Raw genomic sequence first — 15,067 nt, forward strand, 5'->3', positions numbered from 1 at the left:
TGGTTTGAAATAGAAACGATTACTGCTCAGATTCAATAATCTTTTTTAGTGAATGTGGATGCAGCTTAATACACACACCTTGCCATTTGAACGCTACCGTCGGGTTGTTCAATCGCTCACCTTCCCCCTTCGGACTTGATAGTTTCACTTTCATTCCTTTGTCAGCAAGATCTCCCCAGCTAGATGCTAGGCTTGGGAACAACTGTTTCAAGTATTCTAAATACTCGTCCGCAGTTTGAGCTTCAGAAGGAACCACAAATTCAGCATGTTCCCAACTTTGCTCAGGATAAATTTTACCTTCTGCGGGATAAGGCAGTTCCAAACACTCAATTTGCCAAGCATTCGCAATTAAAGGCTCGTTAAACGCGATAACAATGATCTGACGACCGTTGATCTGCGTTTGAGAAATCACTTCACCTTCTTGAGCCCAAGCTTGATGCGCCGATTTCGCCAACTCCAACTCATTGATCCGCATGGCAATATGATCAAGTTGATAGACCGATAAATCTATCTGCAATACAGCCGTTAGTTGCTGAATTTTTTCGATAAAATTTTCTAAGTTTTGTTTCATCTGATTAGGATGAAGACCTGCATCTAGCAATGGCTGAAGCATTTTACGCGTCCAAAATAATGATTTTTCACCGATACTATCAAAAGCGCGCGGAAAAGTAGTAAATTTCCCAATATCTTCCCTATAAGCGCGCTAATAAAATTGCTATTATGTGCGCCAATTTATGAACTAGATCAAGATATGCATTCACTACTGTTTGGTATTTGTTAACCTTTTAGTGATTTTTATGCATACGCAACCAATTCCCAGAATTGAAGGACACCCGAGTGAATATTCAAGCACTGATTAATGACAAAGTATCTCAGGCTCTTGAAGCCGCTGGCGCACCAGCAGGAAGCCCTGCTGCTGTTCGCCAATCTGCAAAAGCACAGTTTGGCGATTACCAAGCCAACGGAGTAATGGGCGTTGCTAAACAGTTAGGTACAAATCCGCGAGAATTCGCACAAAAAGTCTTGGATGTTCTCGATCTCGACGGTATCGCAAGCAAAACCGAAATTGCTGGCCCTGGTTTCATCAACATTTTCCTAAGCGAAGAGTTCCTAGCAGCACAAGCTGAAGCTGCACTTGCTGATGAGCGTCTAGGTGTGGCTGTTGAAGCACAACAAACTATCGTTGCAGACTACTCAGCGCCAAACGTTGCAAAAGAAATGCACGTAGGTCACCTACGCTCGACCATCATTGGTGATGCTGTCGTTCGTACTCTTGAATTCTTAGGTCATAAAGTTATTCGTGCTAACCACATCGGTGACTGGGGTACTCAGTTCGGTATGCTTATCGCAAACCTTGAGCGTATCCAACAAGAATCGGGTGAAGTATCAATGGAGCTTTCTGACCTAGAAGGTTTCTACCGTGAATCGAAAAAGCTTTACGACGAAGACGAAGAGTTCGCAGTAAAAGCACGTGGCTACGTCGTGAAACTTCAAGGTGGCGACCAGTTCTGTCTAGATATGTGGAAGAAACTGGTTGACGTAACTATGGTTCAAAACCAGCGCAACTACGATCGTCTAAACGTGTCCCTGACTCGTAACGATGTAATGGGCGAAAGTATGTACAACGACATGCTGCCAACTATCGTGGCTGACCTGAAAGAAAAAGGTTTGGCACAAGAAGACGACGGTGCTCAAGTTGTGTTCCTATACGAATACAAAAACAAAGATGGTGAGCCTATGGGCGTTATCATCCAAAAACGCGACGGCGGTTTCCTTTACACCACAACAGATATCGCGTGTGCTAAGTACCGTTATGAAACTCTCGGTGCTGACCGTGTGTTGTACTTTATCGACTCACGTCAACATCAACACCTAATGCAAGCTTGGACGATTGTTCGCAAAGCAGGTTATATCCCTGAAAATGTGTCTTTAGAACACCATGCATTCGGTATGATGCTAGGTAAAGATGGTCGCCCGTTTAAAACTCGTGCCGGCGGTACAGTGCGTCTTGCAGATCTGCTTGATGAAGCTGAGGAACGCGCAGCAACGTTGATCGAATCTAAGAACCCTGAGCTATCAAGTGAAGAGAAAGCAGATATCGCGACTACAGTTGCAATGGCAGCGGTTAAATACGCAGACCTATCTAAACACCGTACTACTGACTACGTGTTTGACTGGGACAACATGCTAGCATTTGAAGGCAACACTGCGCCATACATGCAGTATGCTTACACTCGTGTTGCTTCTATCTTCGCCAAAGCAGGCTTGTCGATGGATGAACTGGGTGGTGATATCAAAGTTACTGACGAAAAAGAAAAAGCACTGATCGCTAAACTACTTCAATTCGAAGAAGCAGTACAAGCGGTAGCTCGTGAAGGTCAACCACACATCATGTGTAGCTACCTGTTCGAGCTTGCAGGTCAGTTCTCTAGCTTCTACGAAGCATGCCCAATCCTAGTGGCTGAAGATGAGCAGGTGAAACAAAGTCGTTTGAAACTGGCTGCACTTACAGCGAAAACCATCAAACAAGGCTTGTCACTGCTAGGTATCAATACTCTAGAGCGCATGTAATACAGCAAGTTAATGCAAGAAAATTGAAAAAAGGTTGGCGAGAGGCCAACCTTTTTTGTTTTGCTTACCGTATAATCATTTTCAGTTTCTATCATGGATGTTTTATATGAGTTTTCACCTTCACCCACAACTTGCCAAAGATACCGATGTGATTGGCCACTTCCCGCTTTGTGTTGCTCTACTCCATAAAGACGATGCTGCACCATGGGTTATCTTAGTTCCGAAGAAAGCCAATTTAAAAGAACTGCACCACTTACCAATGAAAGAACAACAACAGTTTCTTGTTGAGTCTCAAGCGGTAAACCAAGCGTTGGAAGCACTGTTCCAACCTACAAAATTGAATCTAGGCGCATTAGGTAATATGGTTCCCCAACTGCATATCCATCATATTGCTCGTTTTGAAGATGATGTTGCTTGGCCTGGACCGATCTGGGGAAATACCAAAGGCATCCTTCGAGATGAAGAACTGCAAGAAGAGATGTTAGTGAAACTGCGTAGCTTACTGTCGATGAGCAAAATTTTTGTCACTGCTTAATACTGCCTAGCTCTAATACCATCCTAGATAAAAATATGATCAGATTGAGCATCGGCGAGCACCGAATGGGCGTCATATGCAAACGCGTATTCATTCGTCCCTGAAGCTCCGCCGAGCCATCCTTGGCTCGGAGGGTTTGCTTATCGACGCCCATTCACTGATCAGGAAATTTTCCAGAATGGTATAAATTTGCAATCAGTTAATGCTCAAAAGAAAGCCGCGTAATTACGCGGCTTTCTTCTTTGTTAGGTGATTACATGGTCACCGTAACTGAAAGACTGTCTGCTCGGTTCATTACATAACGAACTCTCGTTACATATTGAGCCACATTGGTATCGATCAGACGAGAAATAACGCCCTTCTTAATCCATATTCCAAGCATCGCATCAACACCATCCTCACTCATCGAAAAACGCTTTGCGAGCTCCTTACGAGAGATGCTACCTTGCTCTTCAATAGCCAGCTTCAGTTCCGTTAAAATCATGCCACTTGAACCTCAAGAATCTGTTGTTTACGCCCTGCTTTCTTAAGCATTTGGAACACGGCGTAGTACACAGCCATGATAGCGACAATCCAGCTAATACTTGATACTGGGTGGCTTGTAAAGTTTACAGCTTGATAGAAAATTGCAGAACATCCGTAAGCTAATCCCATAGTCCAAGCAGCAATAAAGTACGAATACTTTTTACCGAACTCTCGAACATACGCCCCCATCGCTGCAACACATGGAGTGTAGAGAAGGATCATAATCAGGTAAGCAAACGCTGCACTGCCACTTTCAAAGTGTGAGTTCAAGTTACCAAAGATTGAAGAATCAACTTCTTGTTCCTCCGCTACAGCTTCGTTATCAGACAAGTCACCAATTTCAATTCCTAATGGGTCAGAGAAACTTAATCCCATTAAGTTTTCAGGAATTGACATCACCGCTTCTTCCAAACTTGCCATCAAATCAAATTCAGCTTCTTCCTCGTCGCCTACAGAGGTGTAAAGGTTGTTCAGCGTGCCTACAACGGCCTCTTTGGCGAAAATACCTGTTATGATACCTACAGTCGCAGGCCAGTTATCTTGGTTTACACCGATAGGCGCAAATACTGGTGTCACTACTTGTGCAGCTTTCGATAACACAGAAGTTTCACTGTCTTCGTTGCCAAACGACCCATCAGTACCTACGGAGTTCAAGAAACTTAAGATTGCGACGACTAAAACAATAGTTTTACCTGCACCAAGCACGAAACGGTTTAGCTTTTGCCAAGTTTTGATCAATACGTTTTGCAACGTTGGTAACTCGTAGTCTGGCATTTCCATCACTAAACTGTCGCTTGAACCTGGGTAAAGTGTCTTCTTCAAAACCCAACCAGTGAACACAGCAGCAACGATGCCTAAAATATAAAGAGCAAATACGATGTTTTGACCACTTTGCGGGAAGAAAGCCGCAGCAAACAATGCATAAACAGGTAAACGTGCACCGCAAGACATGAACGGAGCCATAGATGCTGCAAGCTTACGTTCGCGCTCTTGATCTAAGGTACGAGTTGCCATGATAGAAGGTACGTTACAGCCAAAACCAAGCACCAAAGGTACAAACGCTTTACCCGGAAGACCGATTTTTTGCATCACTTTATCAAGCACAAATGCGGCACGAGACATGTAACCAGAACTTTCCAAGACAGCTAGGAACAAGTACAAACAAGCAATAACAGGAATAAAGGTCGCTACGGTTTGGATACCGCCGCCAATACCGTCCACCAGCACAGTAACAAGCCAAACAGGCAGATGATCATCAAGTAAGTAGTGCCCTCCATCAACTAGCAGTGCTCCAACACCGATATCAAAGAAATCGATAAACGCACTACCAATATTTATCGAGAACATAAACATCAGGTACATAACTACAAAGAAGAAAGGTACACCAATCCATTTATTTAATATGATTTGATCAGCTTTCTCGGTGAAACTATGGCTGAGCTTTCCTTCACTACAACGAATTTGTTTGCACTGTTCATGCAAGAAAGTGTATTTGGTATCAGCAACATGTAAATCGATATCCAGACCACACTCTCTCTGCTGTCTATAAACCTCAGCACGGTCCGCTTCGGGTAGCCCGTTAATCACCATTAAATCGTTTTCAAGAGCACGAATCGCTAGTGCACGAGCAGACACATCCTGTTCTCTAAACTGTGGCATCAAATTATGTATGGACGTTTCGAAGTCTTCGCCGTAATTCAAATCGATCTCTTTCAAAGCGATGCCTTGGATCAACTGTTTATGTAGCTTCTCTTTGAAGTGACGTACTTGATCTCTATTATTGGCTGAAAGAGTAAATACTGGGCAGCCCAACATCTGCGCTAGCAGCTTGGTATCAATACGTTGGCGCTCACGCTTAAGAGCATCCATTTTATTGAGCACAACCACCATTGGACGACCTAATTCACGCAGCTGTAATGTCATATATAGGCTGCGTTCTAAACTAGTCACGTCAACAACGTTAATAATGAGGTCTGCTGGATGAGTTAACACAGCTCTTGATGCAATTGACTCATCAATACTATTGCTATCATTACCACTATCTAAAGCATAAATCCCGGGTAAGTCAGTCAGCCTGAAATCATCACCAGAGTGAGAATAACGACCTGTTTTCTTTTCAACAGTTACACCAGCCCAGTTACCTACTTGCTGTTTTGCGCCTGTGAGGCCGTTAAACAGTGTTGTTTTACCGCTGTTAGGGTTACCTACTGTCAGCACTTGATATTGCATTATGCTTTCTCCACTTCAATAGACGATGCAATGCTTTCTCGCACTGCCAAAGCTATTCCTCTCACTTCAACTTGGAGCGGATCGCCCATAGGAGCTCTACGAATTAGCTTCACTTCTGTATTAGGCAACAATCCCATTACCATAAGCTTCTTCCTAACCTCATTAGACAAACCGTTCATCGCTAGAACAGTGCCTCGGTCGCCATCATTTAAGTCAGATAGTTTCATGATTAATTTCGCCAATCGTATTGTTAATGAGAAACATTTTTATTTAATTTAGTAAATAATACCCCTCAATAACCCAACAAATATTGCGTGAAATCAAACATTGCTAAAATGACACGGCTGTTCAATATCTCACCAATCTCGTCAAAAACGTCAATTTTTAAAATAACACTTTGATTTTTTAACATTCTTACCTTTGTTAAAAATCATCAATAAAACAAAAATAAGCCATTAGTAACAATAGGTTAAATGTTAAAAACTTGGTTGTCGGTTTTCTTATACAAAATTGTCGTTAATTTTATAAGGTTATAAGTACGGTTTGATTATAGTCCCCTCGTCTTCACACATTCTCGAAGACATTTATTCCAGAAGTGATGCTATGTCACTCCGGCAGCAAGCGAAGGTGTCTTTGACACCCGTGGTATAGTCCCCCGGCTATACCACGTTTTTTTTTATTTGTTGCAATAAAATTCAGCCCTCGTATATCGCCTTACTCGGCGGTATCTAAAAAGCTAAAGTCAGGCCACTTATTAAGAGAATTGTGATTATTTAAATACACATAAAAGAGGAATAGACACATAGCACGCGACTCATATCCAGAAAGGGAATCACTGTAAAAAGGGCTTTAGAGTGATTCAAGTAGGTCTATGATAAGAACGGAACGAGGCTAGGCAGGAATTATTCTTGGTGTTCATCGATAAATTGAGTTGGTGATAATCCAAAGTAATGCTTAAAGCGCTGGCTGAAATATGAAGGATCATTAAAACCGCATTCAAACGCGACCTGCGACACTTTTTCTCCACTTAACAAGCGTTGGCACGCTTTCTCCAATCGTACTTCGTTAAGATATTCTTTGAAGGTTTTGCCTGTAGCCGTTTTAAAACGCCGCTGAAAACTACGTTCAGACATAAATAGAACTTTGACTACATTAGCTGTGCTAAATTCGGCATCAAAGAAATTATCCATAACAAGCTGCTCAACTTTGGACAGCCAAAGAACCTCTGAGTCATCCAAGAGATTTTCATTTAACGCCTTGGAAAAAACATTCAAACCACTCTCTAATTGTTCGGGATCTGCAATAGGCCAAGATAGCTGTACAACATTCTGTTCTTTCGATACATATACATTTATCTCACCACCTGATTGTTCAACGAGATCACTAAGCTGATTCAACGCAAATCCGGAGGTTGTTGTCATCGTCTGCTCAATATTCTTAGCACTGACACCTTGATCACTCATGGTAACCAATACACGCTGATTGGTTTCATAACAGCGGACAAATAGTGTCTGATTCTTGTATAGACGTTTCATTGCATCAGAAAGCAAAGCATTAAAAATAACATCAAGATTAAACTGCTGCAGTTTTACGTAACTTTTCTTACTCTCAATCTCTGTATCCAGAGTCATTCCTGAAATAGAAAACTCATCATTCCAACTCGTCACTACCGATTCTAGAACGAGCGACAAATTATGTATTAGTGTCGACGATTCACTATCTGATCGTATATTTTTGACTTGCTGTAACTCTATTCTGGCTTCATCCATCAGAGTTTCTAACTCTATCTGATTCGCTTCATGAGCCGCATATTTTAGTTTGTCCAACCTTGGTTCAATGGCCAGCAGGATGTTTTCCAAAAGAGCATGGCGGACTTGAATCTGTTTACGAAGTTGTAAGTTGTTGCTGAGAACGATTTTGCTCTGATGTCGAAGTTGACTGGTCTTTAAATCAATTTGTTCTTTGAGTAATCGGTTGGCTCTGGTCATCATTCGAGATCGCCACCATACGATGAATATCAGCACAGATATCACACTGCAAACATATACGGAAAAAGCACTCATGGACAGATACCAAGGCTCTACAACTTGGAATGATAAATAGCTGTGCAGTTTATTGCGCTGCTCTGAGACTGAACTACGTAAATGCAATAGATAGTTCCCTGGACGTAGGCTTTCCAGAGTGAGTTGGGCGCCATCAATAGGTAGCCACGAACTATTTTCAGTTAACCTGTATTCCAAATTTAAATTCGCAGTTTGCGGTAAAGCACCAAACGTTAAGCTTAGAGAACGCCCATATTCAATGCTAAAGGTAGATGTACTACCAACCGACAGAAGTTTATCGTCTACTTTAATTTGACTAATAATGACGGGAGAATGCGGCAAATTAGATACAGATAGCTGCTCAGCAGATACTTTTACTAAACCGAGGGTCGAACCTATTACCAATTGCGGGTGTTTCGAACTTTGGCTAGATGCACAGATGCTAGGAAGAAATTCATTGTTGATTAACCCATAAGGTTCACCAAATTGTTTTTTTATCTGACCGGCATGGCTATAAAGAGTTAACCCTCTCGAAGAAGACAACCATACCCCTTCCATTGTCTCCATTAGGCATTTGGGACTAATACTGTCTTCAGCCAATGGTATGGGCTGGATTTCACTGCTTTCTTTTGATTGCTTGTATACACCATAATCACTGGCAAACCACACGCTGCCGTTTCTGTCTTCGATCACAGTGTGGTTTTGACCATATTCACTACTAGCAATGTTAAAGATTATTCTCTGTTCTTTTATCGAATAAGTGCCATGTTCGGTACCAATAATGATGCCATTGTATAGGGTCGCTTTTAATTGGGTAATGGTGGCTGGTAAGTAAGCGTCAACTATCCAGTCATCTCCATATTCTTCAAATCTATGAGTGGTCGGATTGTAAGACCATAATCTGTTACCAGAAACACCCCAAAGCACTCCTGAATTATCCATCTCGATTCGGTCTACTTTGGCGGCGCCTAAAAAAAGTGGTAAAGAGATGTTTAGTATCTTTGACTGCGCAATATCATAATTAACTAAGCCGCTATCGATTGCCAGCCACAAATAATCACCTTGTAATATGGCATCATGGGTTTGCCCCTCAAAAATATGGTCTTTTTGTCGCGGATCATTAGCGTTAATTCGATATACACCGTCGGCAGTAGTGAGTAAGAACTCATCGTTATCGGCAAGATAAGTTATGTTTTGAAGATCAGTATCCAACATATTTTTTGATAAGTACTTAGACGGCACTCGATTGAATTGTTGCCCAAACATTGAGTAGTAAAATACCCCTTTCTCTGTCGCTATCCATATCCCACCCTGCGAGTCGTTCACTAAAGAAAATATCTTATGTCCTTTGAGTGAATAACTACTATGGACATTGCTCTTTAGCTTGGTTGTACTTTGATTTAATAGTGAATGGACGAACAAACCGTTCTCTGTACCAATCCAATACTCGTTTTCTGTTTCAGCGATCGATAACACATGCGATTGAGCTATTTTCTGAGGCTCTTGAGACTTATCGTTCAAATCTATGAGCAAGACACCATCTAACGTCCCAATAAGCATCTCCCTTCGTTTTTCCGAGAAGAACAAAGTCTCTACATAATCATCACCTGAACGAGGGATATGGTTGAAGCTCTGATTTTCAGATAAGAAAACACCAGAATTGGTTGCTAATACCCACTTTGAAATACCGAATGTCGCGTCATTAACAACTACTCTTTTAGATTTATCAAAGTGAGTAAGAGATTGGAGTGAGTATGACTCAAGCAGAAGTGACTGAGTGTTGTATGTGTAAAAGTAATCTTGGCTGACCAACCAAATTGATTTTCCAGAAACACCTATCTTATCTATAACGGTTCCGACAGGAAGATCTACGATGCTGGTTCTAATATCATTAGTTGATATTTTATTAAGACTGCCATCAATGACCGTCCAGAAAGCATTATCTAAATATGTTAGTTGCTGGTAATCGTCCGACAAAATTGAACCTTGTCGAGGTAATACAGCTTGTCCATCAAAAAAGCGAACTTTGCCATGGACATCATGTAGCCATATTCCACCAGCATCGCTTACAAACAAACTCTTAGCCACATACACTTTACCTTGTGTTTGTGTTGGAAGGGGATAAAACACTGAAGGTGACTTCTCGATGGCGTTGACCGAAAACGTACCTACGTAAAAGACAGCAAAGACAATACACAGTAAGCGATACAAAATAGGCCCTTTCTACAACCATACAGCTTTTCGCATGTTAATTCGCGACGTAAAATAACCGCATTGTATATAAAAAAGACGATAGCTGTAGAAGGAAATGAAATAAAATTTGCTTTCTCAGCTCATATCACACATGAAAGGCGATTTTATTATGCCTTTCATGGTGTAAAGCTCTTTAATCGGTGGCGAATAACCATTTGATTGTTCGTTACTAATTTGAAAGGCAATTGTAAAAGCTGTCACTCATTGAGTTAAGAAAAGCGAAGTAGCTGCCTTGAGTGACTGGGATATCCATACCTAAAGGATCTAAAACTCCCGTTTTTACATCACTTCCGCGAACAACACTTGCAATTACAGCAGGTTGAAACTGTGGCTCAGAAAAAACACACTTAGCTTCATTGGCAGCTAAAGCCTTACGTATACTAATCAGAGTCTTCGCGCCAGGCTTTCTATCAGGGCTCACAGTAAAATGACCAATATTATTGAGTCCATAATGTTGTTCGAAATAATCATAAGCATCATGAAAAACGTAATATGGCTGCTGCTTTACACTAGCCAACTTCGCAGCAATCTGTACATCTGTTGATTGCAATGAATTCATGAAGTTCTTTAGATTCTTGGCATAAATATCTTTGTGCTCAACATCCATCTCGATAAGCTTCTGAGTAATAGCATTGGCGACCTGACCAACTTGTTCAACACCCAACCAAAAATGAGGATCATGAGTTCCGTGGTCGTGTCCATCATTATGATGATGTTGTTCTTCACCATAAGAACGAAGCTTCAAATCAGGAATTTTACTTAGTGTTAGAACATTCTCTTGTTGACTCAGAACTTTATCCAAAAAAGGTTCGAGATCTTTACCAAACCAGATAACCAGTGAGCTGTGGCGTATCGTTTTCACATCAGAAGGGCGCAGAGCATAATCGTGGGGCGAAGCATTTGCTGACAACAATACTTCTGGTTCTGTTACACCCAGTGTCAAATCATGAGTAATCATCTGAATAGGTTTGATACTGGTTAGAATGGTATCTGCCCAACTAGAGAACGGTATGATAGTAAGACTCAATAAAAGAATGATTCGTGAAAACATGTGACGTTATATATCCTGTAGCGCTAATTATATATAAATGTTACATTATAACACCCAGCAATAGCAAATGAGTTCCATTCATGTCAGCGCTTATTGAGTTGCAAGATATCTGCGTAGATTTCAACCAACTCCGCGTATTAGATCGCGTCAATCTTATTCTCTCGAAAGGAAAGATTACTACTCTTATCGGACCAAACGGGGCCGGAAAATCCACTTTAGTGAAAGTACTGCTAGGTCTTCATACCCCCGTATCCGGCAAAGTCCTTAAATCAAAAAATATCAAGATTGGCTACGTTCCACAAAAACTCAAGCTGAATGATACCTTACCGCTGACCGTTGAACGTTTTCTTAAACTTGCAGGCAAGTATAGCCGTCAAGAACTGACCGAAGCGTTAAGATTAGTCGGAGCCGAACATTTGGCAAAAAATGACATGCATAATCTATCTGGTGGAGAGAACCAGCGAGTGTTGCTTGCTCGATCTTTGCTACAAAGACCCGATATTCTTGTTCTTGATGAACCCGCGCAGGGTGTGGACGTTCAAGGTCAAATTGACCTCTACGACCTTATTAATACTATTCGCCTACGTTTTGGCTGTGGTGTATTTATGGTTTCACATGATCTACACCTAGTTATGGCGAAAACCGATGAAGTAATTTGTTTACATCATCACGTGTGTTGTTCTGGTACACCTGAGACCATAACAAAACACCCAAGTTATATTGAATTATTCGGTAACCGCAGCCGTGACACATTGGCGTTTTATCATCATAACCATGAACATCATCATCACGACCTTTCTGGTCAACCAGTAAAAGGCGACGCAGGTACATGTTCTCACCACTCTCATGGTCATCATCAACATGATTGAATTTCTACTTCCGTCGATTCTGGCGGGTATCGGTATTGCTATTATCGCAGGACCATTAGGTTCTTTTGTCGTTTGGCGAAAAATGGCTTATTTCGGGGACACTTTGGCGCATGCCTCGCTAATGGGGCTTGCACTTGGCTTCTTGCTCGATATCAATTTGTATTTCGCGCTGTTAATTTGCTGTCTTGGATTAGCAGTTGTTCTAGTGACTTTACAAAAGCAACAGCTCGTAGCTACAGATACTTTATTGGGAATATTGGCCCACAGCTCTTTATCTCTGGGTCTAATTGCAGTGAGTTTTCTAGATAATGTACGTATCGACCTAATGAGCTACCTATTTGGCGATCTTCTCGCGGTGAATCCTTCAGATTTAATCTTTATCTGGGCTGGCGTATTGGTCGTAGGCGCAATTCTGTACCTATTCTGGCGCCCATTGCTTTCGAGTAGCGTCAATGAAGAACTTGCGTCAGTAGAAGGCATCAACGTCGATTTAATGCGCTTGGTTTTGATGCTACTAGTGGGCTTAGTAATAGCAGTCGGTATGAAGTTTGTGGGTGCTTTAATCATGACATCACTACTGATAATTCCCGCAGCGACTGCTCGTCGCCTTTCAAGAACACCAGAACAAATGGCGTTGTTTGCTTCGTTGATTGGCATCATCAGTGTGCTATTTGGGTTAATTCTGTCTTGGCATTTTGATACCCCAGCAGGTCCTTCTGTCGTAATTAGTGCAAGCAGCATGTTTATGCTCAGCCATATAGTTAAAAGGAGCTGATACCCTTTTATCTATAATACCATTCTGGAAAATTTCCTGATCAGTGAATGGGCGTCGATAAGCAAACCCTCCGAGCCATGGATGGTATAATCCAACAAATAAAAAACCCAAGCTTTTGCTTGGGTTTTCTTTAACCGAAAGTAATGCAATTACCAGCCAGTTACTTCACGTAGAGCTTTACCGATGTCTGCTAGGCTCTTAACCGTTTTCACGCCTGCTGATTCTAGTGCAGCAAACTTCTCTTCTGCTGTGCCTTTACCACCAGAAATGATAGCGCCAGCGTGGCCCATACGTTTACCAGGAGGAGCAGTAACACCTGCAATGTAAGAAACAACTGGTTTAGTTACGTTTGCTTTGATGAATGCTGCAGCTTCTTCTTCAGCTGTACCACCGATTTCACCAATCATTACGATTGCTTCAGTTGCTGTATCTTCTTGGAACAGTTTAAGAATATCGATGAAGTTTGAACCAGGAATTGGGTCACCGCCAATACCAACACACGTTGACTGACCAAAGCCCTCATCTGTTGTTTGTTTTACTGCTTCATAAGTTAGAGTACCCGAACGAGATACGATACCTACTTTACCTTTCTTGTGAATGTGTCCAGGCATGATACCGATTTTACATTCATCTGGAGTAATAACACCCGGGCAGTTAGGGCCAATCATACGTACGCCAGTTTCTTCTAGCTTCACTTTCACATCGATCATATCGATGGTTGGAATGCCTTCAGTAATTGTTACGATTAGCTGAATGCCAGCATCGATAGCTTCTAGAATTGCATCTTTACAGAAAGGTGCTGGAACGTAGATAACAGTTGCTGTAGCGCCAGTTGCTTCAACTGCTTCGCGGACAGTGTTGAATACCGGTAAACCTAGGTGAGTTTGACCACCTTTACCTGGAGAAACACCACCTACCATTTGCGTGCCGTAAGCGATCGCTTGCTCAGAGTGGAAAGTACCTTGACCGCCAGTAAAACCTTGGCAGATCACTTTAGTATCTTTATTAATAAGTACAGACATTATTTACCCTCCGCAGCAGCAACAACTTTTTGAGCTGCGTCAGTTAGCGACTCAGCTGCAATGATATCAAGACCAGAACTTGCAAGAACTTCACGACCTAGTTCCGCGTTCGTACCTTCTAGACGAACAACAACAGGAACATCTACGCCAACTTCTTTCACGGCTCCGATAATACCCTCTGCGATCATGTCACAGCGTACGATACCACCAAAGATGTTTACTAGAACGGCTTTAACATTGTCATCCGATAGGATGATCTTAAATGCTTCAGCTACACGCTCTTTTGTTGCGCCACCACCTACGTCGAGGAAGTTAGCTGGCTTGCCTCCGTGTAGGTTAACAATATCCATTGTACCCATCGCTAGACCAGCGCCGTTAACCATACAGCCAACGTTACCATCTAGAGCTACGTAGTTCAGTTCCCATTGTGCTGCATGTGCTTCACGCTCGTCTTCTTGAGAAGGATCGTGCATCTCACGCAGTTTTGGTTGACGGTACATAGCATTTGAGTCGATGTTGATTTTACCGTCTAGGCACAATAGGTTGCCTTCGCCAGTAATAACAAGCGGGTTGATCTCCAGTAGAGCTAGGTCGTACTGAGAGAACATTTGGCCAAGACCCATAAAGATCTTAACGAATTGTTTGATTTGATCACCTTCAAGACCAAGTTTGAACGCAAGTTCACGGCCTTGGTAAGCTTGTGGACCGACTAGCGGATCAATCGCTGCTTTGTGAATTAACTCTGGTGTTTCTTCAGCAACTTTTTCAATTTCCACACCACCTTCTGTTGATGCCATGAACACAATTTTACGTGTAGCACGGTCAACAACTGCACCTAAATACAGTTCATTTGCGATGTTTGATGCTTCTTCAACCAAAATTTTAGCCACTGGCTGACCATTTGCGTCTGTTTGGTAAGTCACTAGGTTTTTACCTAGCCACTTTTGAGCAAACTCTTTAACACCTTCTTTAGTATCGTGAAGCTCAACACCGCCCGCTTTACCGCGACCGCCAGCGTGAACCTGACACTTAACTACTTTTTTCGCTGTGCTAATACGACCAGCCGCTTCGAAAGCTTCTTGAGGCGTATCACATGCATAACCTTCGGGTACAGGCAATCCAAATTCTGCAAACAGCTGTTTGGCTTGGTATTCATGCAAATTCATTTTGATATTCCGTTTGTTCTTCCTTTGAA

The 15,067-nt window shown here is 42.0% G+C and carries 12 protein-coding genes; 4 read left to right on the forward strand and 8 right to left on the reverse strand.

The features are described 5' to 3' along the window. Positions 1-19: 19 nt before the first annotated feature. Entirely contained in the window at positions 20-613 is a 594-nt protein-coding gene (locus tag G5S32_RS10340) for a VOC family protein (protein WP_165311940.1), read from the reverse strand. 224 nt (positions 614-837) lie between these two features. Here G5S32_RS10340 and argS point away from each other — a divergent pair, with 224 nt between their 5' ends. Together argS and G5S32_RS10350 are read left to right on the forward strand one after the other, a co-directional pair. Then, positions 838-2,571 (forward strand): arginine--tRNA ligase, encoded by a 1,734-nt coding sequence (argS, locus tag G5S32_RS10345; RefSeq protein WP_165311941.1) that lies wholly within the window; start codon positions 838-840, stop codon positions 2,569-2,571. A gap of 106 nt (positions 2,572-2,677) precedes the next feature. Then, positions 2,678-3,106: an HIT domain-containing protein gene (locus G5S32_RS10350; RefSeq protein WP_165311942.1), complete on the forward strand. Its 429-nt coding sequence runs from the start codon at positions 2,678-2,680 to the stop codon at positions 3,104-3,106. Between the two features lie 253 nt (positions 3,107-3,359). Here the strand turns inward: G5S32_RS10350 and G5S32_RS10355 are convergent, their stop codons facing one another. From G5S32_RS10355 to znuA, 5 genes are all read right to left on the reverse strand, one after another. Then, entirely contained in the window at positions 3,360-3,590 is a 231-nt protein-coding gene (locus tag G5S32_RS10355) for a FeoC-like transcriptional regulator (RefSeq protein WP_165311943.1), read from the reverse strand. Beyond that, positions 3,587-5,860 (reverse strand): Fe(2+) transporter permease subunit FeoB, encoded by a 2,274-nt coding sequence (gene feoB / locus G5S32_RS10360; protein ID WP_165311944.1) that lies wholly within the window; start codon positions 5,858-5,860, stop codon positions 3,587-3,589. Before feoB ends, G5S32_RS10355 begins: the two co-directional genes overlap by 4 nt. Then, positions 5,860-6,087 carry a FeoA family protein gene (locus tag G5S32_RS10365; RefSeq protein WP_165311945.1) on the reverse strand — a complete coding sequence of 76 codons (228 nt, stop codon included), beginning with the start codon at positions 6,085-6,087 and terminating at the stop codon, positions 5,860-5,862. Before G5S32_RS10365 ends, feoB begins: the two co-directional genes overlap by 1 nt. Positions 6,088-6,762: 675 nt before the next feature. Next, positions 6,763-9,990: a helix-turn-helix domain-containing protein gene (locus G5S32_RS10370; RefSeq protein ID WP_165311946.1), complete on the reverse strand. Its 3,228-nt coding sequence runs from the start codon at positions 9,988-9,990 to the stop codon at positions 6,763-6,765. 334 nt (positions 9,991-10,324) lie between these two features. Continuing rightward, complete coding sequence (znuA, locus tag G5S32_RS10375; protein WP_165311947.1) at positions 10,325-11,206, reverse strand: zinc ABC transporter substrate-binding protein ZnuA; 882 nt, start codon at positions 11,204-11,206, stop codon at positions 10,325-10,327. An 80-nt stretch (positions 11,207-11,286) separates the two neighbouring features. Between znuA and znuC the strand changes: the two genes are divergently transcribed. After that, the gene (znuC, locus tag G5S32_RS10380; protein ID WP_165311948.1) at positions 11,287-12,075 is read left to right on the forward strand and encodes a zinc ABC transporter ATP-binding protein ZnuC; all 789 of its coding nucleotides are present in this window, start codon (positions 11,287-11,289) and stop codon (positions 12,073-12,075) included. Then, on the forward strand, positions 12,068-12,850 hold the full coding sequence (gene znuB, locus G5S32_RS10385; protein ID WP_165311949.1) for a zinc ABC transporter permease subunit ZnuB: 783 nt from the start codon (positions 12,068-12,070) through the stop codon (positions 12,848-12,850). Before znuC ends, znuB begins: the two co-directional genes overlap by 8 nt. Positions 12,851-12,999: 149 nt before the next feature. On the opposite strand, the gene sucD is transcribed toward znuB, so the two are convergent. Together sucD and sucC are read right to left on the reverse strand one after the other, a co-directional pair. Beyond that, positions 13,000-13,872: a succinate--CoA ligase subunit alpha gene (gene sucD, locus G5S32_RS10390; RefSeq protein WP_165311950.1), complete on the reverse strand. Its 873-nt coding sequence runs from the start codon at positions 13,870-13,872 to the stop codon at positions 13,000-13,002. Continuing rightward, on the reverse strand, positions 13,872-15,038 hold the full coding sequence (gene sucC, locus G5S32_RS10395) for an ADP-forming succinate--CoA ligase subunit beta (protein ID WP_165311951.1): 1,167 nt from the start codon (positions 15,036-15,038) through the stop codon (positions 13,872-13,874). Before sucC ends, sucD begins: the two co-directional genes overlap by 1 nt. Positions 15,039-15,067: the final 29 nt, after the last annotated feature.

The organism is Vibrio ziniensis (genome assembly GCF_011064285.1).
Lineage (GTDB): Bacteria > Pseudomonadota > Gammaproteobacteria > Enterobacterales > Vibrionaceae > Vibrio > Vibrio ziniensis.

What these genes read in the sequence shown, in the direction of transcription:
- G5S32_RS10340 (WP_165311940.1), bottom strand. Translation starts at nt 613, where the DNA reads ATGCTTCAGCCATTGCTAGATGCAGGTCTTCATCCTAATCAGATGAAA.
- G5S32_RS10350 (WP_165311942.1), top strand. Translation starts at nt 2,678, where the DNA reads ATGAGTTTTCACCTTCACCCACAACTTGCCAAAGATACCGATGTGATT.
- G5S32_RS10355 (WP_165311943.1), bottom strand. Translation starts at nt 3,590, where the DNA reads ATGATTTTAACGGAACTGAAGCTGGCTATTGAAGAGCAAGGTAGCATC.
- feoB (WP_165311944.1), bottom strand. Translation starts at nt 5,860, where the DNA reads ATGCAATATCAAGTGCTGACAGTAGGTAACCCTAACAGCGGTAAAACA.
- G5S32_RS10365 (WP_165311945.1), bottom strand. Translation starts at nt 6,087, where the DNA reads ATGAAACTATCTGACTTAAATGATGGCGACCGAGGCACTGTTCTAGCG.
- znuA (WP_165311947.1), bottom strand. Translation starts at nt 11,206, where the DNA reads ATGTTTTCACGAATCATTCTTTTATTGAGTCTTACTATCATACCGTTC.
- znuC (WP_165311948.1), top strand. Translation starts at nt 11,287, where the DNA reads ATGTCAGCGCTTATTGAGTTGCAAGATATCTGCGTAGATTTCAACCAA.
- znuB (WP_165311949.1), top strand. Translation starts at nt 12,068, where the DNA reads ATGATTGAATTTCTACTTCCGTCGATTCTGGCGGGTATCGGTATTGCT.
- sucD (WP_165311950.1), bottom strand. Translation starts at nt 13,872, where the DNA reads ATGTCTGTACTTATTAATAAAGATACTAAAGTGATCTGCCAAGGTTTT.
- sucC (WP_165311951.1), bottom strand. Translation starts at nt 15,038, where the DNA reads ATGAATTTGCATGAATACCAAGCCAAACAGCTGTTTGCAGAATTTGGA.